This window comes from Paeniglutamicibacter sp. Y32M11 (assembly GCF_019285735.1).
In the GTDB taxonomy this organism is placed as follows: domain Bacteria; phylum Actinomycetota; class Actinomycetes; order Actinomycetales; family Micrococcaceae; genus Paeniglutamicibacter.
The window spans coordinates 44,077-65,298 of record NZ_CP079107.1; the positions used below are offsets into that span (position 1 = coordinate 44,077).

General features: G+C 62.0%; 17 protein-coding genes and 1 riboswitch. Of the genes, 6 read left to right on the top strand and 11 right to left on the bottom strand.

Annotated features, from left to right (window positions below):
* Positions 1-543: 543 nt before the first annotated feature.
* On the top strand, positions 544-3,798 hold the full coding sequence (locus KUF55_RS00225; RefSeq protein ID WP_132360871.1) for a beta-phosphoglucomutase family hydrolase: 3,255 nt from the start codon (positions 544-546) through the stop codon (positions 3,796-3,798).
* A 95-nt stretch (positions 3,799-3,893) separates the two neighbouring features.
* On the opposite strand, the gene KUF55_RS00230 is transcribed toward KUF55_RS00225, so the two are convergent.
* The 4 genes from KUF55_RS00230 to thiM all read right to left on the bottom strand — a co-directional run bounded on the left by KUF55_RS00230 (position 3,894) and on the right by thiM (position 8,373).
* Entirely contained in the window at positions 3,894-5,213 is a 1,320-nt protein-coding gene (locus KUF55_RS00230) for a uracil-xanthine permease family protein (RefSeq protein WP_132360873.1), read from the bottom strand.
* 132 nt (positions 5,214-5,345) lie between these two features.
* On the bottom strand, positions 5,346-6,893 hold the full coding sequence (thiD, locus tag KUF55_RS00235; protein WP_218817639.1) for a bifunctional hydroxymethylpyrimidine kinase/phosphomethylpyrimidine kinase: 1,548 nt from the start codon (positions 6,891-6,893) through the stop codon (positions 5,346-5,348).
* The gene (gene thiE / locus KUF55_RS00240; protein ID WP_218817640.1) at positions 6,890-7,558 is read right to left on the bottom strand and encodes a thiamine phosphate synthase; all 669 of its coding nucleotides are present in this window, start codon (positions 7,556-7,558) and stop codon (positions 6,890-6,892) included. Before thiE ends, thiD begins: the two co-directional genes overlap by 4 nt.
* A complete protein-coding gene (thiM, locus tag KUF55_RS00245) occupies positions 7,555-8,373 on the bottom strand; it encodes a hydroxyethylthiazole kinase (RefSeq protein WP_218817641.1) in 819 nt (272 codons plus the stop codon). The genes thiE and thiM overlap by 4 nt, the downstream gene beginning before the upstream one ends.
* A riboswitch (TPP riboswitch) is annotated at positions 8,365-8,463 on the bottom strand. Its footprint overlaps the gene before it by 9 nt.
* Positions 8,464-8,583: 120 nt before the next feature.
* On the opposite strand from thiM, the gene KUF55_RS00250 reads away from it, so the two are divergent.
* Entirely contained in the window at positions 8,584-10,047 is a 1,464-nt protein-coding gene (locus KUF55_RS00250) for an aldehyde dehydrogenase family protein (RefSeq protein ID WP_218817642.1), read from the top strand.
* 112 nt (positions 10,048-10,159) lie between these two features.
* On the opposite strand, the gene pgm is transcribed toward KUF55_RS00250, so the two are convergent.
* The 3 genes from pgm to KUF55_RS00265 form a co-directional block, all read right to left on the bottom strand.
* Entirely contained in the window at positions 10,160-11,797 is a 1,638-nt protein-coding gene (gene pgm / locus KUF55_RS00255; protein ID WP_218817643.1) for a phosphoglucomutase (alpha-D-glucose-1,6-bisphosphate-dependent), read from the bottom strand.
* Positions 11,798-11,879: 82 nt separating this feature from the next.
* Positions 11,880-12,191: a hypothetical protein gene (locus tag KUF55_RS00260; RefSeq protein WP_218817644.1), complete on the bottom strand. Its 312-nt coding sequence runs from the start codon at positions 12,189-12,191 to the stop codon at positions 11,880-11,882.
* The gene (locus KUF55_RS00265; RefSeq protein WP_132360883.1) at positions 12,184-13,362 is read right to left on the bottom strand and encodes a M4 family metallopeptidase; all 1,179 of its coding nucleotides are present in this window, start codon (positions 13,360-13,362) and stop codon (positions 12,184-12,186) included. The genes KUF55_RS00260 and KUF55_RS00265 overlap by 8 nt, the downstream gene beginning before the upstream one ends.
* 355 nt (positions 13,363-13,717) lie before the next feature.
* Between KUF55_RS00265 and KUF55_RS00270 the strand changes: the two genes are divergently transcribed.
* Positions 13,718-13,993, top strand: coding sequence for a hypothetical protein (locus KUF55_RS00270; RefSeq protein WP_218817645.1), 276 nt, complete (start codon positions 13,718-13,720; stop codon positions 13,991-13,993).
* 48 nt (positions 13,994-14,041) lie between these two features.
* Here the strand turns inward: KUF55_RS00270 and KUF55_RS00275 are convergent, their stop codons facing one another.
* A complete protein-coding gene (locus KUF55_RS00275; protein WP_218817646.1) occupies positions 14,042-14,833 on the bottom strand; it encodes an SDR family oxidoreductase in 792 nt (263 codons plus the stop codon).
* 102 nt (positions 14,834-14,935) lie between these two features.
* Here KUF55_RS00275 and KUF55_RS00280 point away from each other — a divergent pair, with 102 nt between their 5' ends.
* Entirely contained in the window at positions 14,936-15,556 is a 621-nt protein-coding gene (locus KUF55_RS00280) for a TetR/AcrR family transcriptional regulator (RefSeq protein ID WP_132360889.1), read from the top strand.
* Between the two features lie 172 nt (positions 15,557-15,728).
* Here KUF55_RS00280 and KUF55_RS00285 read toward each other — a convergent pair whose 3' ends face one another.
* The gene (locus KUF55_RS00285) at positions 15,729-17,186 is read right to left on the bottom strand and encodes a peptide MFS transporter (RefSeq protein WP_218817647.1); all 1,458 of its coding nucleotides are present in this window, start codon (positions 17,184-17,186) and stop codon (positions 15,729-15,731) included.
* Between the two features lie 52 nt (positions 17,187-17,238).
* The gene (locus KUF55_RS00290) at positions 17,239-18,621 is read right to left on the bottom strand and encodes an amidase (protein WP_218817648.1); all 1,383 of its coding nucleotides are present in this window, start codon (positions 18,619-18,621) and stop codon (positions 17,239-17,241) included.
* A 261-nt stretch (positions 18,622-18,882) separates the two neighbouring features.
* On the opposite strand from KUF55_RS00290, the gene KUF55_RS00295 reads away from it, so the two are divergent.
* Together KUF55_RS00295 and pheA are read left to right on the top strand one after the other, a co-directional pair.
* A complete protein-coding gene (locus tag KUF55_RS00295; RefSeq protein ID WP_132360895.1) occupies positions 18,883-19,209 on the top strand; it encodes a rhodanese-like domain-containing protein in 327 nt (108 codons plus the stop codon).
* Positions 19,206-20,135, top strand: coding sequence for a prephenate dehydratase (gene pheA, locus KUF55_RS00300; protein WP_218817649.1), 930 nt, complete (start codon positions 19,206-19,208; stop codon positions 20,133-20,135). Before KUF55_RS00295 ends, pheA begins: the two co-directional genes overlap by 4 nt.
* A gap of 43 nt (positions 20,136-20,178) precedes the next feature.
* Here the strand turns inward: pheA and KUF55_RS00305 are convergent, their stop codons facing one another.
* A complete protein-coding gene (locus KUF55_RS00305; protein ID WP_218817650.1) occupies positions 20,179-21,222 on the bottom strand; it encodes a diacylglycerol kinase family protein in 1,044 nt (347 codons plus the stop codon).

The window sequence follows — 21,222 nt, forward strand, 5'->3', positions numbered from 1 at the left end:
CTCCTACTTGATCCGGTGGCCACGGCCGCCCGCTGCTAAAGATGGACAGGGAAGCCGTGCTCCGTCGGCTGCGAGTGCCGCGGGTGTCCAGCTCCCATCAGGATCTACTGCTGGGAATCGGGCTGCCCGTTGGATCACCGTTAAGGTCCCCCATGAAGGCGGGGAAACACTGGTCAATGATAGATATTGGTTCCCCTACCTGCTCATCATGTAGAGACTCGGCTCACATTTCAAGGTTGAGAGTCCAAATTTCTGGTAACAATTACGAATTGACTTGAACCTTTGGGATGCGTGGCCAGTTTGACATGAAGATACGAAGAATTGCCGCCCACCCTTCACGCGCCGCCGTTGAGGTGGTTAGGCTGGAGTAAGCAGGACCCGTAGGCATGGAAGCCGGGAGCACATGCCCCCGGTTTGAGGTGCAACGGGAAAGCCGTTGAGGCGGCGCAGTGCCCTAAATACCCGGCTTTTCTCTGCAGAACCCTGCGGATCCGCCGAGCACACCGGGCGCGCGTCGCGGGACACAGAAGGGAATTCCACACGATGCGTGAAGCCCTTGCCGTTGGTGCCGCCTACCGGCGCCGCGATTTCAAGGCCGTGCTCTTTGACCTGGACGGGGTATTAACACCCACCGCCGAGGTGCACCGTAAAGCCTGGCAACAGCTCTTTGAGAATTTTTTCACCGAGACGGGGGTCAAACGGCCCTATACCGAAAACGATTACTTTGGATTGCTCGACGGACGCCCACGGTACGAGGGGGTTGCGGCAGTCCTTGCGGACCGCGGCATCGAGTTGCCGTGGGGCGAAAGCACCGATGAGCCGGGATCCGGGAGTGTCTGTGCCCTGGGGAACGCGAAGAACTCGGTGTTCCGCGAAATCCTGCACAAAACGGGTATCGAACCCTACCCAGGGTCCGTGGCCTACCTACGCCACATTCAGGCCGCCGGGCTCGAGGTCGCAGTGGTTTCTTCCTCTCGCAACGCCCATGACGTACTGGAAGCGGCGGGGCTCCGCGGGGAATTCTCCGTGGTTGTGGGTGGAGACGAAGCCTCCAAACGCGCCCTGCCAGGCAAACCAGCCCCCGATACCTTCCTGGCCGCAGCCGCAGACCTGGGCTGGAGCGCCAATGAATGTGTTGTCATCGAGGACGCGATCTCCGGTGTTCGGGCGGCAGCCGCCGGCGAATTCGGCCTAGTTATTGGTGTGACACGGGATCAGCCAGCGGAAGCGCTGCGTGAAGCCGGCGCCGACCTCGTAGTGAACGACCTTCAGGAGTTGGTGAACCAGACCGCTCGCGACGACTTCAACCTCGACGCTTGGTCCTACACCCGCGAACACCCGCGCCCGGTAGACCCGGCGGAAGAACAAACGATCTTCTCTCTGGGCAACGGTTTTCTGGGGATGCGTGGGGATTCGCTGGGCATCGGCGAGAGCACCGAGGGGATGTTCATCAATGGGTTGCACGAGACGTGGACGATCCGTCACGCCGAATCGGCCTTTGGGCTCGCCGAGACCGGACAGACCATGGTTCCTGCCCCGGATGCGCGCACCGTGCGCGTCTACATCAACGATGAGGCCTTAGAAATCGGGCGCACCGAGATCCTCAAGGACGAGCTGCGGCTGGACTTCAAGGACGGCACGCTGATCTCCGACACGCTCTGGCGCACGGCGGAGGGGCACCGCGTGATGGTGCGCACCCGGTCCATGATTTCCTTCTCCGAACGCCACCTAGCTTTGTTCAGGGTCACCGTGCGGCTGCTTGATGCACCGGCACATGTTTTTGTGCAATCCGCTTTAATCGGCCAAGCCCGCCATACACCGGTACCCACTCCCGCCGAGTCTGATGCCGGGGAGGTGCCATTTGACCCGCGGAAGAGCCAGCGTAGCGACGAGGAATCACTGAGCCCGGGCGGGACTTGGGAAAAGGACGGTATCTGCGCGCTGGGATACTACGTGCGTGGCTCGAACATGGCCGTGTCCGCCGCGATCGCCCACGTGGTGCGTATCGCCGGGGACACTACCGAAATTGAGGAGCAATCTAGCGTCAGTGATGACCGGGTGGAACACACGGTTTCCGCCTACCTGCAGGCGGACGAGGCGCTGCACATCGACAAGTTTGCCTCCTTCGCCTCCTCGCGGCGCCACGATACGACGGAAATGACCAACCGCGCCGTGCGCGCGCTCAAGCACCTGGTGCCACGGGGTGCCGACGAGCTGTTCTGGGCCCAACGTGAGTTCCTCAGCGAATTCTGGAACAACGCGGACGTGGTGGTACACACCGACCCGCTGCTCCAACGAGCCGTACGCTGGAACATTTTTGCCCTGGCGCAGGCCTCGGCCCGCTCGGATGGGTTGGGGATCTCCGCCAAGGGCGTTTCGGGCAATGGATACTCGGGACACTACTTCTGGGACACCGAGATCTACGTCCTGCCGTTCTTGACCTATACCAACCCGCAATGGGCACGCAATGCCTTGCGTGCGCGCGTCTCGATGATTCCAGCAGCGCGGCGGCGGGCGGCAACACTGAACGAACATGGCATCCTCTTCCCCTGGCGCACCATCAACGGTGAGGAGGCCAGCGCCTACTACCCGGCGGGGACGGCGCAGTACCATATCAACGCGGACGTCGTATATTCCCTGGCACGTTATGTGGGGGCCAGCGGGGATACCGGGCTACTGCTTGGCGGTGGGGCTGAAATTGTGGTGGAAACCGCCCGGCTGTGGAACTCACTGGGGTTTTGGCGCGAGGCCAGCAATGGTCGCAGCTTCCACATCCATGGGGTGACCGGCCCAGATGAGTACACCGCGGTGGTAAACAACAACACCTTCACCAACGTGATGGCGCGCTTTAACCTGAACTACGCCGTGGAAGTCATGGATTTCTTGGCGCGCGAGTTCCCCGAGGATCACACGCGCATCATCGAGGAGCTGGCCGTCAGTGAGCGGGAAATCCGCGACTGGAAAGATGCGGCGATGGCCATGTTCATCCCCTTCTCCGAGACCGTGGGCATTCACCCGCAGGACGAGGGGTTCCTGGACCGCGAGGTGTGGGACATGAAGGGCACGGCACCGGAGCACCGCCCCCTGTTGCTGCATTTCCACCCGCTGGTGATTTACCGGTTCCAGGTGCTCAAGCAGGCCGATACCGTGATGGCGTTGTGGTTGCGATCCTCCGATTTCACCAAGGAACAAAAACGGGCGGATTTTGACTACTACGACCCGATAACGACCGGGGACTCCACGCTCTCGGCCACCGTGCAATCAATCCTTGCCGCGGAGGTCGGGTACGCGGATCTGGCCCTCTCCTACTTTGAGCATGCGCTTAATGTGGATCTGCTGAACCTGCACGGCAACTCGGCCGATGGGGTGCACGTGGCCTCCACCGGCGGGGTTTGGGCGGCTCTGGTCTACGGATTCGGCGGGCTGCGTGATGACACCGGCGAATGGCTCTTTGACCCGCGGCTCCCGGTGGGTTGGGACGGATTGGAGTTCTCGCTGCGCCGTGAGGATGCCAGTGTGCACTTTGTACTCACGGCGGACGTGTTCACCGCTTCGTTGCGCCGCGGTGAACTGGAAATCACCTTCTGGGTGCGCGGTGTCTCCTACACCCTGTCTCCAGAGCACCCACAGTGTTCCATCGCCCTGGATGATCAGGGACCGGTACTCCAAGGAGAGCCGAGCATTGAGGCGGTGTATGCCGCCCAGCGTGATGATGGTTCACCGCTAACCTCTAGCATCAAGAAGCTCACGCGCGATGAGGAGCTGGCCATCGAGCCGCCGTTGACCATCATCGGTTAACCATGCCGGCGCTGAACGGAGCACTGGCAGCAAAAGACCGGGCGGGGAACCTTTTCAGGTTCCCCGCCCGGTCTTTTGCACCCGCCGCGAGCTAATTAGCCGATCTTGGAGTGTGTGGCCCCACCGATTTGATCGTTGTTGATCGGTTCGGTGCCCCGCGCCTTCGCGATGGAGCGCATCAGATGGTAAATGACCAGGGTGGCCACGGTACCCATGGCGATGCCGCCGAGCTTCACGTCTCCGAAGGCCAAATCCGAGGTGATGGCGATGGCGATGATCAGGCCGGTGCCGGCGGTCATCAGGTTGATCGGGTTTGAGAAGTCGACCTTGTTCTGCACCCAGAGCCTGGCACCAATGATCCCGATCATGCCGTAGAGCACGATGCCAGCCCCGCCGGAGACCCCGGCGGGGATGGTATTGATGACCGCGCCAAACTTCGGGAAGAAGGCCACCAGGATTGCGACAAAACCGGCGATCCAGTAGGCGGCGGTGGAGTACACGCGCGAGGAGGCCATCACACCAATGTTCTCCGCGTAGGTGGTGGTGCCCGATCCGCCGCCGAATCCCGCCAACATCGTGGCGGCGCCGTCGGCCATGATCGCCCGGCCATTCACGTCATCAAGATCGCGTCCGGTCATCAAACCCACGGTTTTCACGTGTCCGATGTTCTCCGCGAGCAGTACAAAGACCACCGGCAGGAAGACCAGCAGGGTATCCAGGTGGAAGCTCGGGGTGGAGAAGGCCGGCAGACCCAACCATCCGGCCGTCTTGATGGGTTCGAAGTTCACCTGACCCTGGGCCAGCGCCACCAGGTAGCCGATGACCAGGCCCACCAGGATGGACAGGCGTCCCAGCAGACCCTTAAACAACACGGCGGAAACCACGATGGCCAGCACCGTGGCGAAGGTGGTCAGCGGGAACTCCTTCATCGGGGTGAGAGTGGCGGAGGCCAGGTTGAGGCCGATCAACGCGACGATGGTGCCCATCACCACCGGTGGCATCAGCGCGTGGATCCATCCGGTGCCGGATTTCTGCACGATCACACCGATGATAAACAGCGCCACACCCGAAACGACGATGCCGCCCAGTGCCCCGGACATGCCGTGGCCGGCCATGGCCGCGGATACCGGGGCAATAAAGGCAAAGGAGGAACCCAGATAGCTGGGCACCCGGCCGGAGGTGAAGATCAAAAAGAGCAGCGTGCCAACACCGGAGAAGAACAGTGTGGTGGTCGCCGGGAAACCGGTGAGCGCCGGGACCAAAACGGTGGAACCGAACATCGCCATCACGTGTTGCACGCCAATGGAGATGGTCTGCGGCCAGTGCAACCGCTCGTTGGGGGCAACCACATCCCCGGGAGAGATGGACTTGCCGTCGCCGTGCAGCGACCAGCCAATGCCGAATCGATTGCTCATGGGTGTGCCTTCCGGGCGCTGGGTGTGGTGCAACATGCCGTCGGGGGTTCGGCGAAAGGCAAAACCCCCGAGTGCATTTTACCCATCCCCACGAACACCGCGGTGATGAGGCGCGAAAGTGAGCGCTGGCCGCTAAACCGCCGGTGCTTTCTGGGTGGTTAATACCGGGTCGCTTTGCTGCCCCGTGTCCGCGCCGGTCTGGGCGAAGAAGGCCAGCTCGTGAAGGGAGGAAACCTCAAATGCCCGCCACATGGACTCCCACGTGGAAGGCTCGGCGTGATGCAGCACGTCCCGCGTGATGTTGATGGCTTCCCGGGTGAGAGCGTCAAACTCTTCGGAGGCGTAATTGCTCAGCCAATCCGCATAGGGATGGCCTGGATGGTTGGCGGCAGCCAACCGCCTGCCCACGTCCTGATAGATCCAGAAGCACGGCAGCAGGGCAGCTACCAGCACGGGGTAGTCATGCGCGCTGGAGGAGAGATGATTCAGGTAGGCGTCGGTGGCGGGACTCGGTTCCGGGATCTGGTTTCCCAGTCGGCCGCGGTGCAGCGCTAGCTCCTCCTCCAGACAGCTCACGGCACTTGCCGCCCAGAAGCGTCGAGCCGCCTCGTCGGGGGCCAGTGCCGAGGCCTTGGACATGACGCTGGCGTAGCCGCGCAGATAGAGCGCGTCCTGGCCGAGGTAGTCCTCAAAGTGTTCAAGCGCTAGGGTGCCAGCGGACAGCTCAGTGATGAAGGAGAGCTGATTAATCCCGGTGAGGATGGGGGTGATCTCTTCCCACCAGTGCGGCATGGGGTCCTCGTCGGCCCCCTCGGGTGCTCGATCCCAGAGTGTGGCCAGATGATTGAGCGGTCCGTGGCCGTGCCCCACCCGCAGATCATCTGAGCGAGTAATGGCCTCGGTCAGCCAGGTCTTGGTCTGTGTCAGCGCGGTGGGCCAATCCCCGCCGTGGGCATAGTGAGTGGCAAGAGCGGCGGAGAGTGAGCAGCCGGTACCGTGCGTGTTCTGCGTGTCCAGGCGCGGGGAGCTGACCTCGGTGAGCGCACCGGTGGCGTCAATTAATGCGTCCCTACAGCTAGTTCCTTCCAGATGCCCACCCTTGGCCAACACCAATAGCTGGTATTCGGCTGCCACCGCGCGTGCTTGGCCAACCGCTTGCTCCCAGGTTGTGGCCACCGTTCCGCGAGCCAACACGCCGAGCTCCGGAATATTGGGGGTGATGACATCGGCGTGGGTGAAGAGCTGGCGCAGGGCCGCATCGGCGGAGGGATCCAACAGGCTGTCCCCACTGGTGGCAATCATGACCGGATCAAGGATGACCGTCGGCACCATGGCACCTGCCAGTCCGGTAGGGGTGCGGATCGTGTTCAGCCAGTCACCCAGCGCGGTGATGACCTCGGCATTGGCCAGCATGCCGATTTTGATCGCGTCGATGTGTATGTCAACGGAGATGGCGGTGAGTTGTTCGGTGAGGAAGGAGGCGGGGGGAACGTGCACCGCCCGGACCCCACGAGTGTTCTGTGCTGTCAGCGCGCTGATGACCGCCATGCCGTAGCCCCCGGCGGCGGCGATGGACTTCAAGTCTGCCTGAATCCCGGCACCCCCGGAGGGGTCGGAACCGGCAATGGAGAGGATGTTCTTGATGCTGGGTGTGTGGTTCGCCGTGGCGGAATGGGTCATCGGGTGCTCTCTTCCCAGAGTTCGCTCAGGTGGAGGGTGGCGGCAAGTGGGTCATCGGCTGCGCAGATGGCCCGCACCACGGCAATTCCCGCTGCCCCGGCGGCGGCCAGTGGGCTCACGTCTTCTTCATGAATCCCACCGATGGCGATCACCGGCAGCTTGGTGGATAACACCACGCGGGCCAGGCCGACGTGACCCAGCGGCTCGGGATGATCCTTTTTGGTGGGGGTGGCGTGTACCGCGCCAACACCCAGATATGTAATGGTCCCGGGTAGGTGCTCCTCGAGAGTATTGGCGACCCGAATTTCCTGCGCCGTAGCGGCGCTGAGTCCCAGGATGGCGTCGGGGCCAATGAGTTGACGGACCACGGCCGGGCCAAGATCCGACTGGCCAATGTGCACACCCTGTACCGAGGCCCCGGCGGCACGGGCCGCCAGATACACGTCCACTCGATCGTTGATCAGCAGATCCGCGCGCCCGTCGGTGTGCTTGGCGCAGGCCAGAACGATGTCCAGGAATTCCGCGGCGGAGGTGTCCTTACAACGCAGTTGAACGGTTCTGATACCGCCGGCCACGGCCTGGGCCACCACGTCGTGAAGTTCCCGCCCGGCGGTGGAGGCCGAATCTGCCACCAGATATACACCACGGGTAATGCTCGGGCTCATGAGAATACCGCCGTGGCACGAAGCTGTTCGGGGGATAGTAAGTGCAGGGCATCGAGGAAAGCGGGGGCGAAGGAGCCCGGGCCCAAGGACATGGCCTCGGCGCGCGTTGCGGCGGCCGAGTAGAAGGCATGAGCACTCACCGTGGCCACCAGTGGATCGGGGTGGGCTGGAAGAAACGCTGCACAGATGGCCCCCAGGGCGCAGCCGCCGCCGGTGATCCGGGTGAGCATGGGGCTGCCACCGTGAACGTGCACGCTGCGTCTGCCGTCGGTGATCAGATCCGTGGCGCCGGAAACCGCCACCACCGCTCCGGTGCGTAGGGCCAGTTGCCGCGCGGCGTGGGCCGCAGCAGTTACCGAGTCGGTGGATTCAACTCCGCGGCCGCCACCTCCACTCCCGGCCAGCACCAGGATTTCCGAGGGATTGCCGCGAATCACCGTGGGGGAAGCCGCGGCGAATTCATGGGCCAGAGACGTGCGGATACGCAGCGCGCCGATGGCCACCGGGTCCAGGACCCACGGGGTGTGTGCGACGGTAGCCGCGGCCACCGTCTCGCGCATCGAAGCGCGTTGTTCGCTCCCGGGTGTCCCCAAATTCACCAACACACTCGAGGCCAGCGCAGCGAAGTCCCCGGATTCACCGGGGAAATCAACCATGGCGGCAGAAGCGCCAGCGGCCAGCAGCACATTGGCGGTGAAGTTGGTGACCACGGCATTGGTCAGGCATTGGACCAACGGTGCACCGGCACGCATCGATTCCAGGGTGTCGGCGAGTACGCCGGGGTCAAGAAAATATGAAGGCGCAATGGCAGGCATTGGCGACATCCCTCCGCTAGCACTAACTAGTTCAGGTTCAACGGGTCTTTTCTCAGCCGGCTCTATGCGCCGGCACCCCGTGTCACTGCCCTTGAGCCTATCGACTTGCTTCACGCGGGGACAAGTCGATGTCGTGGCTCAGCGCGCCGGTGAGGTGATGAATCGTGGCGGTCTTTATGGCAGGAGGGTACGCGACGTAGGCTCGGAGCTATGGGCACTTTTCCTACACCCCCGAATCCCGTCGCACCCAGTGGCTCGACGGCGCTGAATCAGCTTGAGCTGCCGCAGGTAGTCACCACCTTGCCGGAGCATATCGTTGAGCTCGTCGCATCGATGCACGATGTGGTGTCCACTCGGCTTGCGCACCCTCGCCGTTTTCGGGCTTCGCAGCTCAAGGCGCTCGAACGCATGCTGGAGGCCCATGAACAGGACTTCCTCGACGCGCTCGCCGATGACCTGGGCAAGGGTCCGGTGGAGGCGAAGATGACCGAGATCGACATGGTGCGCGTGGAGATTGATCATGCGCAGCTGCATCTCTCGGAGTGGATGGAATCCAAGTCGGTGAAGATCCCGTTGGCCCTCCAGCCGGCCGCGGCGAAAATCGAGCCACAGCCGCTGGGCGTGGTGCTGGTCATCGGTGCCTGGAACTACCCGCTGCAGTTGATCCTTGCGCCGCTGGTTGCCTCCATTGCCGCTGGCAACGTCACGGTTCTGAAGCCTTCGGAGCTGGCCCCGGCGACCTCGGCACTATTGGGTCGACTGATTCCTCAGTTCCTTGATCAGCGTGCCTGTGCCGTTGTTCAGGGTGGAGCCTCAACCACCACGGTGCTGCTCAAGCAGCAGTTTGACCACATTTTTTACACCGGTGGGGAGCGCGTGGGCAAGATTGTGGCCGTCGCCGCGGCCCAGCAGCTCACCCCGGTGACCCTGGAGTTGGGTGGTAAGTCCCCGGCCGTGGTGATGGACGGAGCTAGCGCCGCGGTGGCGCGTCGTCTCGTGTTCGGGAAGTTTATGAATGCGGGTCAGACCTGCGTGGCTCCGGATTATGTCTTGGCGGTCGGAGACTCGGCGCGAGCGCTGGAGAAATCCTTGGCGAAGGTCATCACCTCCTTCTACGGCAAAAATCCATTGCTGAGTAAGGACTATGGGCGCATCGTCAACCGAGCCCATTTTGACCGCCTGGTCGCCTGTCTAGAGGACGGCGAGGTGCTCATCGGTGGAGGTTACGACGAGGACACCTTGAAAATTGAACCGACCGTCATGATCAACATCGATCCTGATTCCCCGCTGCTGCGGGAGGAGATCTTCGGACCGATCCTGCCGATCATCTCGGTGGAGAGTTTTGATGCTGCGGTGCGTTTTGTTAATGCGCGTCCAAACCCGTTGGTCGCCTACCTTTTCAGTGAGAACCCGCGGCTGCAATCGGCCTATGGGGATCAGGTGCGGGCCGGGGCCATCGTGCACAACGCGCCCAACGTGCACCTTGCCGTTCCAACGCTGCCCTTTGGTGGCGTGGGCACCTCCGGAATGGGTTCATACCACGGACGGCATGGGTTCGAGCGGCTCTCGCAAATGCGTGCGGTATTGGGTAAGACCACCGTGGTGGATACGATGCGGGCCGTCTACCCGCCATACACCTGGGCCAAGTCAAAGATCATCGACAGAATGCTCTAAGTCCTCAAGGAGAAAAAGAATAAGGCCCCAACCTGTATCTATTCCATACATGGAATAGATACAGGTTGGGGCCTTTGAGGATTCCCAGCTACCTAGAGAAACCGCAGCGTGACTAGCCGAGCACCGTATCAACGATCGTTTTGGCCTCGGCCTGAACCCGAGCCAAATGCTCATCGCCCAGGAACGACTCGGCATAGATCTTGTACTTGTCTTCCGTACCCGACGGGCGTGCGGCGAACCAGGCGTTCTCGGTCGTGACCTTCAAGCCACCGATCTTCGCCCCATTTCCCGGAGCCTCGGTGAGCCGTGCGGTGATCTCTTCGCCGGCCAACATCCGCGCCGACACATCGGTGGCGGCAAGGTTGCCCAGTCGCGCCTTTTGTTCGCGGTTGGCCTCGGCGTCAATCCGCGCATAACTCGGGGCGCCATGTTGCGCCACCAATGAGCCATAGTGCACCGACGGGCTAGAACCGGTAACCGCGGTGATCTCGCTGGCCAGCAGGGCCAGCAAAATGCCATCCTTATCGGTCGTCCAGGTGCCACCGTCATGGCGCAGGAAGGACGCGCCGGCGGATTCCTCGCCACCGAAGGCCCCGGTGCCATCAAGCAATCCCGGAACAAACCACTTGAAGCCCACCGGGACCTCCACCAGGGTGCGCCCCAAGGAAGTGGCGACCCGATCGATCATGGAGGAGGAGACCAGTGTTTTGCCGATGCTGGTATCGGGTGACCAGCCGGTGCGGTGCGTGTACAAGTACTCGATCGCGACGGCCAGGAAATGATTCGGGTTCATCAGCCCGGCATCGGGGGTGACGATGCCGTGCCGGTCGGCGTCCGCATCGTTGCCCGTGGAGATATCAAAGGAGGCACGGGCGGCGATCAGTGAGGCCATCGCATTGGCCGAGGAGCAGTCCATTCGGATCTTGCCGTCGGTATCCAGGGACATGAACGCAAAGCGTGGATCCACCCCGGGATTCACGACGGTCAAATCCAGTTTGTGAGTCTCGGCAATCGCGCCCCAGTAGTCCACCGCCGCCCCGCCCATCGGATCCGCGCCAATGCGCAGCCCCGAGGAGCGGATGGCGTCCAGATCTAGGACCGAGGGCAGGTCGTTGACGTATGACGCCATGAAGTCGAAGGCACCGATCTTGCCACCCAGACGCGCGGCGCCCAGTGACATGCGCTTAACCCCGGCCAGTTTGGCCTCCAGCAACTCATTGGCGCGGTTCGCGATCCACGAGGTGGCGTCGGTATCGGCCGGTCCACCGTGCGGAGGGTTGTACTTCAATCCGCCATCGGCCGGTGGGTTGTGCGAGGGAGTGATGATGATGCCATCAGCGCGTGGTGCGGATTTATTGGCGTTGTGCTTCAGGATCGCATGGCTCAGCGCGGGGGTGGGGGTGAATCCGGTGCGAGCGTCGGTGAGGATGAGAACGTCGTTGCCGGCCAGAACTTCCAGCACGGTATCTTGTGCCGGGTCCGAGAGCGCGTGGGTGTCCTTGCCAACAAACAGTGGACCGGTGATCCCGGCGCCGCGGCGGTATTCCACGATGCCCTGGGTGATGGCCGCAATGTGGTCCTCGTTGAATGAGCCATTCAGTGAGGTGCCGCGGTGTCCCGAGGTGCCGAAGGCGACGCGCTGGTCGGGATTCGAGGGATCCGGGTGGATCTCAAAGTACGCATCGCGTACTTCTGAGAGATTGATGAGGTCTTGGGGCAATGCCGGTGTCCCGGCGCGAGGATGGGCCATGGAGCCAGTTTCTCATTCTTTTTGTCTTTGACCCGGGTCATCGGGCACATGACGTCGTGCTCCCGTTGGCGTCGACTCCGAGCTATGAGCGTGCCCCGCGGAGCGTAATGACGTGTTCGGCCAGGGTTCGAGCGGGGCCGACTAGGAGTCGATCGGGCACCACGTGGTCCTCGCCGTCGATATTGAGGGACCAGATGAAGGCATCACGGACCTCGGGTGCTGGCGCCGGTTCCTGAATGGAACGCAATTGATTCAGCGCCTGATGAGCCATCGTGAACCAATCCGGATCCTGCTGACCGGAGGGCTCCTGAACGGGTAAGTCCAGGACCCCGCGCCGAGACATACCGGCCACACCTCCGGAGCGCACCACACGGATGCGCAGTGCCTCACTCATCGTCGCTCTCCTTCAGGCGTGGCACCACGCCGACCGTGTCCCAGGCCTGCTTCAGTGCGCTTTCGACCGTCGAACCTGTCCCATGATCGCGTCGGGCCTGAAGCAGGGTTTGCTCGGCGAAGGTAGCGAAGTCTGCGTCTTTGGGCAGCGCGCGGGTAGCAATAACGTTGAACCACAGCGAACCAGCGGTTTCCCAAGCATTTCCACCCAGCGACTTGGCAAAAAGCGCAAACGCCCGGTTGGGAATGCCGGAGTTCAGATGAACTCCGCCGTTGTCCTCGGTGGTCTTCACATATTCGGCCATGGTGGCCGGCTGTGGATCCTTCCCCAGAATCGAATCGTTGTAGGCGGTTCCGGGTTCGATCATGGAGCGCAATGCGACACCGGCGACCGCGTCGGTGAATAGGCCCTTGCCGATCAGCCAGCTGGCGTTGGCGGCATCCTCACCCGCCACAAATTGCTCCACCAGCGCGCCAAAAACGTCGGCGATGGATTCGTTTAATGCCCCGGACTGGCCCTGGTACTCCAAGTTTGTGGTGTACTGCAGCAGGCCGTGGCCCAGTTCGTGGGCGATCACCGAGAGTGAAGAGGTGAAGGAATTGAAGATCTCGCCGTCTCCGTCGCCCATCACCATTTGCGTGCCGTCCCAGAACGCGTTGTCATAATGTTCGCCATAGTGCACCGTGCCACGCAGCACCAGTCCGGCGCCGTCCAGTGAGTTTCGTTTGAACAGATCCGCGAGGAATCCGTAGACGTGCCCCAGCCCGTCATAGGCCCGGTTGACGTCGATGTCCTCACTGGGTTTTTGGCCTTCGGAACGGATCAAGGTACCGGGGGTAATCTCCACGCCCTGAGCATCGGAAATGATCCGGTGCAGCCTGCCGGTCGGCTCAATGAGCCAAGTGAGTTTGTGGTGTGCTGTCGTGCGTTCGTGCAGCAGAGCCTGATCCAGCAGCATGGTTTGGCGGGCCAAGGTAGCGATGCGAGTACGGGACGCGGAGACCCGCCCTATAGCCTTGTCAACGGAGGGCGGAGGTGAGATGAACTCGCGCATTGAATCCGGCACTTCCCACGCCCCGTCACAGGCGGCCATGGAAGCCAAAAGATACGGGGGAACTGCATGGTGTCGGTGGTGCATACTTGCTGCCGCTTCCGGTTTGTCCGTGTCCATGTGCTCAACTCTGGCACCGGATCCTGAGTGGTCAGTGTGAGCGCGCTGTGTTCGTGCTTACTGGCTCAGCTGGAAGCCAGCAACAGCGACGAATCACCGTGCATCATTCACGGGAAAAACGGCGTGATCGCGAACGATGGGAAACGTGGGCGTGCCTGAGGATGAACGGCACGAGCAAAGGCCAGGAGCGCATTTCTGGGGCCGGCAAGCCCCGCTGGTCCGCTAGTTCGTATCCGGCTCCGCCACAATCCCTCGCCTCACTAACCAGCGGTTGGGGCAGAACAGCCACGTTCGGCAGGGCCAACCACAGCCCCCTGGGTATCCTCAGATGCCGTCTCCGCAGCAGGGATATCGCGTGCCTGGAGATCCGATGGTTGTCCCAGCCGCGTCCGGGGCGTTGTCCATTGCCGCGATGGTGGCAGGAATTATTGGACTGCTCACGGGCGGATTGCTCTTGGTTCCCGAGCTTGTGGCCACTATCTGCGGGCACCTCGCCCTGCGCCGCGAACCGCATATGGGCCGGATGGCGATCACCGGACTCATCACCGGCTACCTGGATGCACTCGTCTTCGGGTTTGTGCTGTTGCTGTTGATCTTTGTTCCCATCCTTGCCTCCACTGGTATGCCATAACCCGCTGACACTCGTGGCCGTGCGAGCCCAGCCTCGCCCGGCACACGATTACTTAACGGCGCTTCCGGCCATGGCAAGTGAGACGGGTCGGGGGAGGCGCTGAGCCGCTGCGGCAAGTACTCGATTCCCCACGCCTGAAACGACGCTGACGGGGGTCTTTCGGCGATCGAGGGCACGCAGTGCGGTAGTGATGACCGCGCTGGCACTCTGCAGCCGTCCAACGGCCGCATCCTGGTTGCCGAGCACGTCAAAGAACTCGGTGCGGGTAGCTCCCGGGCAGAGTGCGAGCACGCGGAGGTCGGCAGCCTTCGTCTCATAAGCCAGGGCTTCCGTGAAGCTGAGGACAAATGCCTTTGTTGCTCCGTAGACCGCCATCCCCGGTACGGGCTGGAATCCCGCGGTACTGGCCACGTTGATCAGTGCGCCCCGTCCCGAGGCGAGCATTTCCGGCAGAAAAGCCCGCGTGATGTCGACCAGGGTCGCCACATTCAGTGCGATCTCCGAGGCGATCACCGCGGGATCCTCCTCAACCAGCGGGCCGCTCGTGGCGAAACCCGCGTTGTTGATCAACGTATCGATGCTGATGCCCCTGCCCGCGAGTTCATCGCGGAGTTCCGCACCGGCTCCCGGATGGATCAAATCCTTTGACAACGTCGTGACCGAAATTCCATGAGCCGTACGCAACTCCTTCGCGAGGTCCTCAAGTCGATCGATTCTGCGCGCAACTAGAACAAGGTTGGCTCCGCGCGCTGCCAATCGAGTGGCAAACTCCGCGCCTAGCCCGGAGCTCGCTCCGGTGATCAGCGCCGTGGTCTGGGTGTACGTCATGGTCTTGGTCATGGTAGATCCGTTCGTTGAATGAATAACCGAAGTAGGCGATGACAACATAGTAGGCAGTGGCACCATAGTTGTCAATGGCTACATCGCGGCTATGCTAGTCATATGATCGATCAGCCTTACCACCACGGAAAGCTCCGCGAAGTGTTACTGGACCGTGCGGCGGAATTTATTGAAGAAGCAGGAGTCGAAGGACTTTCACTGCGGCAACTCGCACGGGACGCGGGCGTGAGCCATGCAGCCCCGGGCAAACATTTTCGCGACAAGCAGGCACTTCTTGATGCCCTCGCCCTTCGCGGCTTCCTCGCCATGAATGCCCGGATCACTGAGGCGGCCCGCACTTCCGGGGACCATCGCGCACGTTTTGTCGAGATCGCTCGTGCCTACGTGAACTTTGCCGTCACTCGCCCGGCACTGCTGGCGGTCATGTACTCCACCAAACACCATCCCGATGCCAGCGCGGAACTGCGCTCCATTGGCGAAGACGGTATGAAAATAACGAGGGCTCTCATAACCGAAGCCCAAGACGCCGGCGCCGTGGCACCAGGTGAGCGCGAGACGCTGGCGCAGGTATGTTTCGTCAGCCTTCATGGGGCTGCAGTACTGGCCTCGAGCAACTTCCTTGATGGAACCTCCACCGATGCTTTGGTTCACGCAACAACCGACCTTCTGTGGGCGGGAATGGCCGCGGGCTTACCCGGCACAGAAGGTGCGTCCGCCAGCTGAGCAGGAGTCAGCGCTAATCCTTGCGCTTGGAGTGGTGCACGCTCACGACGGTCTTGGGTCACTGGCAGGAAAGGAAGTGCCCGGGAGCGAATGCCACACGGATCATTAAAAACTGGCGGCCACCGGACCGGGAAAAAATCCGGGTCTGGTGGCCGCCATTTTGTGAGTCGTCTTAGCGAACCTCGCCCATCAGCTTCTTGAGAGCGGGGGAAGCCAGCAGCAGGGCGATGCCCAGCACTATTGCCGTGCCGCCCAGCGCCAGGAAGTAAGTGATCTCATTGCCCTCGGTGTAGAAACCGGCCAGAATGCCGGCCAGCGTGGTGCCCAGGGACACCGAGAGGAAGAAGAGCGCAATCATCTGGGTGCCAAAGGCGGCCGGAGCCAACTTGGTGGTCACCGATTGGCCAATGGGGCTCAGCAGCAGCTCTGCCACGGTGCACAGCAGCAGGATGCCGACCAGAGCCAACAGCGGGGTCTTTTCCAAGGAGTCCAACGGAATGAAGACCAAGAAAGCCACACCAACTACCAGCAGGGCCACGGAGAACTTGACCAGGGTGCCCGGCTGGCGATTGCCCAGCTTGGTCCACAGCGCCGCGAAGACGCCGGCCAAGACGATGATGAAGACCGGGTTGATGGACTGAACCCAGGAGGCCGGCATTTCCCAGCCGAACAGTGAGCGGTCCAGACGTTCCTGCGAGTAGACGGCGATGAACGTGAACTGCTGCTGGAACAGTGCCCAGAATGCTGTGGACGCGATGTAGAGCGGGATGAAGGCCAGCACATGCTTGCGTTCTACCGCAGTGACTCGCTTGGAGCGCAGCATCAGGGTGAAGTAGATGATCGAGGCCACGATGACCACGTAGGCGATGGTGCGGGCCAATGACTCGGGGGTCACGATCTTCAGGGAGAAGGCTGCGATGACAACAACGATGAAGGCCACGGCACCAATCAGGTACGCCTTGCGTTCCTTCACCGGCAGCGGGTTGCTGACAACCTGAACCGAATTGGGCAGGTTTTTGCGACCGCTGATGTAAATCACCAGGCCAATGAGCATTCCTACCGCTGCGGCAGCGAAGCCGATGTGGAAACCCCAGCGTAGCTGCAGGAAGCCGGTGAGTAACGGGCCAATGAGGCCACCGATATTCACGCCCATGTAGAAGATTGAGAAGCCAGCGTCGCGGCGAGTGTCGTCCTTGGCATACAACGAACCGACCAGGGCGGTGGCGTTGGCCTTGAGCCCGCCCGAGCCCACGGCAACGAGAATCAGGCCCGCGGCGAGTCCTGCCGCGCCCGGAAGCACTGCCAGGGCGACGTGTCCGGCCATGATCATGATGGCGGCGCAAAGCAGTACCTTCTCGGAACCCAACAGCCGGTCCGCTACCCAGGCACCAAGGATGGTGCTCAGGTAAACGGCACCGCCATAGGCGCCAACGAGGGAGAGTGCCAGGTCTTTGGAGAGCCCCAGACCACCCTCGGCGATCGAGAAGTACATGTAGTACGCCAGGATTGCTTGCATCCCGTAGAAGGAGAATCGTTCCCACATCTCGATGCTGAACAGATTCGAAAGCGTTTTTGGGTGGCCAAAGAAACCGGTCGAGGACTGATCCTTCAGCGAGGTGGATATAGACATGTCATCAATTTTTCGCTCGTGACCCACGCCATGCCCACTTTGTAGATCAATCTCACATTTCGGATATTTGTGCGGCGAGGGCCAATAGCTGCAGTTCCGAACCCGCTCGGCCAATCATTTGCACACCCATCGACAGCCCCCCTGCGGTGGTGAAGGTGGGCACCGTAATGGCTGGCAGACCGGAGACGTTCACCATCGAGGTAAACGGCGTGTACTGGCACTGGCGCATGTAGTCGGTGTCCGCATCCTGCCCCGTATAAAAGCCGATTTCCGGGGGCGTGTGGGCCATGGCCGGGGTCAACACCACGTCATAGCGTCCCCACTGAGTACGCATATCCGCTGCGATCTCGCCGAGGCGAACTGCTGCGGCAAGAGAGGTGTTGCGTTCCCGTGCCGTGGCACGCTCCCTGAAGGACCGCGCGAGTGTTCCCAGTTTCTCTTCGCGGCCGGCCGGAATGGGAGCGGCGGCCAGTCCGCTGGTCCACACCGTGGAGAAGGTTTCGGGGTAGGCGGTGTCGTAGAAGATCTCCGCTTCCTCAAGGTGGTGACCCCGGGTCCCCAGGGCCTTGATACCCGCCGCTAACGCGGCGTGGGCCTCGGGCGCTAAACGAATCTCGTAGAGAGAAGCGAAGGGGCTGAGGGTGCTGATGCCGATGCGCAATCCACGCAACGACTCGATGGCACCGCCAGAAAGTGCCTCGAGGGTGGTTTCGCAGCTCGGGTCGATCATGGCGTCCAACAGCAACGCCGCATCGAGTGCGGTGCGGGCCAGCGGGCCAGAAACGGTGAGTCGAGGCGCGCCAAAGCTATCAACCCTTCCGTCCAGCACGTCGGCGGGGATCGTGCCCAGGGTTGGCTTCAGTCCGATCAATCCACAGGCCGAGGCCGGGATGCGTACCGATCCGCCACCGTCGTTCCCTGGTCCGAAGGGAAGCATTCCTGCGGCCACCGCGGCGGCCTCACCGCCGCTGGAGCCGCCGGCAGAAAGCGCCCGGTTCAACGGGTTGCGTGCCGGTGGGGAGACATCATTCTCCGAGTGAGAGCTGAGTCCGAACTCCGGGACTTGGGTTTTGCCCAGGGAAATGGCCCCGGCCCTGGTCAGGGTGGCCACCAACGGCGAATCCCGCGGCGCGATGGCGGGTTCTAGGGCGGCGGTTCCGTACCCGGTGACGACGCCCGCTACATCCAACAGATCCTTATAGGCCAGGGGCATGCCATGGAGCATCCCTAGGGGCCCACCCGCGGCCAAGTGCTCATCGGCGCGCGTCGCGGCGTCCAAGGCTCGCTCCGCAGTGATCGTGACAAACGATCCGAGTCCGGGATTAAGCTCCTGGATCCGAGCCAAATAGTGCTCGGACGCTTCACGAGCGCTGATTTCTGCGCGGTGTAGGGCATCACGCAGCTCAAGCGCCGTCAGCGCGGATATTTGGGACATCTTTGACTCCTTGGACATCGGGAGGGCGGGTCATGCGCAGCCATCAACACGGTGCACTTTGACTTGTTGTTACGGAGCACCTAGCCACCTTCGAGACTAGTACGGATTCGCGGGAAGAGATCCGCGTTTCCCGGGCTCCACGGTATCGGCGCTGCAACCCCTGACAGGGGTGACATATCGGCTTCACCAAACACATGGCCGCCCACCCACGCGATATAGGCTGGGGACGAAGTAAGAACAACCGGTGATCAAAGGAGGACCATGAGTGATTTTGAGACGGTTTCGGTGGAGCAGGTGCCCGCCGGGGCGCTGATCCTGGACGTTCGTGAGGACTACGAGTGGGTCGAGGGGCACGCCGTGGGGGCCATCCATATCCCGCTGGCCGAGTTGCCACTGCGCATCGACGAGCTTGATCCCGACGTGGACACCTACATCATCTGTCGTACCGGTGGGCGATCGGCACAGGCTGCAGCATGGCTGGTTGGCCAGGGCTATACGGCACTGAACATCGCCGGTGGCTCCGGAGCCTGGCTGGAAGCCGGCTTGGCGTTAGCCAGTGAAAACGGGCAGGAACCCAACGTCCGATGATCTATACCTATTTGGGTCCTGCCGGCACCTTCACCGAGGCGGCCCTCCTACAGGTCCCCGGAGCTCGAGACGCGCAGCGGGTACCCGCCGCCAACGTTAATGCCGCCCTGGAATTGGTTCGCACCGGCCGGGCGGACGCTGCGATGGTGCCCATCGAAAATTCGGTGGAGGGCGGAGTTTCGGCGACACTCGACGCCATCGCCACCGGTGAGGCTCTGCAAATCCGGGCCGAGGCATTGGTCTCCATCACCTTTGTTTTGGCGGTGCGTCAGGAGATTGATTCGTTGGAGCAGATTCGATCCATCTCCACTCACGGACACGCCTGGGCGCAGTGCCGCGGGTGGGCCGAAGCGAATATTCCGGACGCGGAATTTATCCCGGCATCGTCTACCGCCGCCGGCGCACTGGCGCTGCTGGACTCCGAAACAAACCACGACGCGGCAATTTGCTCACCACTGGTGGCGGAGGAGCGCGGCCTGAAAATCCTGCGCGAAGGCATCGAAGACCATGAGGGAGCAGTCACCCGATTTGTCTTGGTCTCCCGGCCCGGAGCGATCCCGGCGCCAACCGGCGTGGACAAGAGCACCGTCATCCTGCCATTGGCCGAAGACCGCCCCGGCGCACTGATGGAGATCTTGGAACAATTCGCCGTGCGTGGGGTGAACCTCAGTCGCATTGAGTCCCGCCCAACAGGCGCCGGACTGGGCAAGTACTTCTTCTCCGTGGACGTTGACGGACACCTGGCCCAGGAACGTGTCGCCGATGCCCTGGCCGGACTGCACCGAGTGTGCCCCGACCTACGATTCCTCGGGTCATATCCGGCCGCCGATGGCCTCTCGTCCAGCGTGGATGCGCACAATTCCGATTCGGCCTTCTCCGCGGCGCACGCGTGGGTCGCCGGCCTAAAAGGGCATCTAGAACACTAGATGCTCACCGCGGGATGGGGCACACCGATAACGTGGGTGCGCCTTATCCCAGCCGGATCTTCAATGATGCAGGTTTCACCGAGACCTTAAGTCCGTTGACCAAACCCGTGGCGTCGCCGTCGATCTGGGTATTCATGGGTTCATGGCAGCGAACAGCCAGCGACGCACTGGGGTAGAAACCCATCACAGGAATAGCCCCGCGAGACCGGAAAGCGGTCTTGAGGATGATCCAACCCCACCCGGCAGCGCTTCGCGGGCTGAGCACGACCACGTCCAAGACGCCGTCGTCGATCTTGGCGTCGGGTACCAAATCCAGACCCTGCAATTTGCCACAATTGGCGAACAACACCGAGCGCACACTACGAGTTTGCTCGGCGCCCCCGTCAAGCGAAATGGAGATCTTCTTGCGCTTGCCCGGCATATGCCGAACGCCAGCCTCGGAATACGCCAGCCAGCCAACGCGCGCCTTGAGATCCTCATTGGTGTCATCCATGATGTCCGCATCGGTGCCCATGCCGGCAATGACCAAGAACGCATGTTCACTGGTGTGACCATCAACGTGGTCCAAGGTGATCGAGCCGGTGTCAATGGTGCGTACGGGTCCGCGGATGGCGCCGAACGCGGCGGTTCCCATGTCGTCGAGCGGAACATCCACGTTGCGCGCCAACAGGTTGCCGGTGCCCAAGGGAATCAGTCCGAGCGAAGCCTCGGTGTCGCGCAAGATCTCGGCCACCGCCCGCACCGTTCCATCGCCGCCAGCGGCAATGACCACGTCGCATCCTGCGTCAAGAGCCTTACGGGCAGCGCCCTGGCCCGGATCATCAACTTCCGTTTCAAAGACTAGAGGTTCGGCCAGCCCCGCTTCGGCGCAGACATGCTTCACCGCGGCGATGGCTTCATCCGTTCCTGACTTGGAAGGATTTAACACTAGGGCGACTTTTCGCGCCGAGGTGGCAATGCCAACCACGGGCGCGATTGAAGCGGGTCGATTACGGTCAACAAGCCGGCGCACGGAGAGCCAGCTAATAGTCGCAGCGGCTCCCGCAGCACTCGCGCTGATCAGGACAATTATTCGATTCCGTTTCAT

Coding starts and splice junctions, on each gene's coding strand:
- KUF55_RS00225 (WP_132360871.1), top strand. CDS start 544: ATGCGTGAAGCCCTTGCCGTTGGTGCCGCCTACCGGCGCCGCGATTTC.
- KUF55_RS00230 (WP_132360873.1), bottom strand. CDS start 5,213: ATGAGCAATCGATTCGGCATTGGCTGGTCGCTGCACGGCGACGGCAAG.
- thiD (WP_218817639.1), bottom strand. CDS start 6,893: ATGACCCATTCCGCCACGGCGAACCACACACCCAGCATCAAGAACATC.
- thiE (WP_218817640.1), bottom strand. CDS start 7,558: ATGAGCCCGAGCATTACCCGTGGTGTATATCTGGTGGCAGATTCGGCC.
- thiM (WP_218817641.1), bottom strand. CDS start 8,373: ATGCCTGCCATTGCGCCTTCATATTTTCTTGACCCCGGCGTACTCGCC.
- KUF55_RS00250 (WP_218817642.1), top strand. CDS start 8,584: ATGGGCACTTTTCCTACACCCCCGAATCCCGTCGCACCCAGTGGCTCG.
- pgm (WP_218817643.1), bottom strand. CDS start 11,797: ATGGCCCATCCTCGCGCCGGGACACCGGCATTGCCCCAAGACCTCATC.
- KUF55_RS00260 (WP_218817644.1), bottom strand. CDS start 12,191: ATGAGTGAGGCACTGCGCATCCGTGTGGTGCGCTCCGGAGGTGTGGCC.
- KUF55_RS00265 (WP_132360883.1), bottom strand. CDS start 13,362: ATGGACACGGACAAACCGGAAGCGGCAGCAAGTATGCACCACCGACAC.
- KUF55_RS00275 (WP_218817646.1), bottom strand. CDS start 14,833: ATGACCAAGACCATGACGTACACCCAGACCACGGCGCTGATCACCGGA.
- KUF55_RS00280 (WP_132360889.1), top strand. CDS start 14,936: ATGATCGATCAGCCTTACCACCACGGAAAGCTCCGCGAAGTGTTACTG.
- KUF55_RS00285 (WP_218817647.1), bottom strand. CDS start 17,186: ATGTCTATATCCACCTCGCTGAAGGATCAGTCCTCGACCGGTTTCTTT.
- KUF55_RS00290 (WP_218817648.1), bottom strand. CDS start 18,621: ATGTCCCAAATATCCGCGCTGACGGCGCTTGAGCTGCGTGATGCCCTA.
- KUF55_RS00295 (WP_132360895.1), top strand. CDS start 18,883: ATGAGTGATTTTGAGACGGTTTCGGTGGAGCAGGTGCCCGCCGGGGCG.
- pheA (WP_218817649.1), top strand. CDS start 19,206: ATGATCTATACCTATTTGGGTCCTGCCGGCACCTTCACCGAGGCGGCC.
- KUF55_RS00305 (WP_218817650.1), bottom strand. CDS start 21,222: ATGAAACGGAATCGAATAATTGTCCTGATCAGCGCGAGTGCTGCGGGA.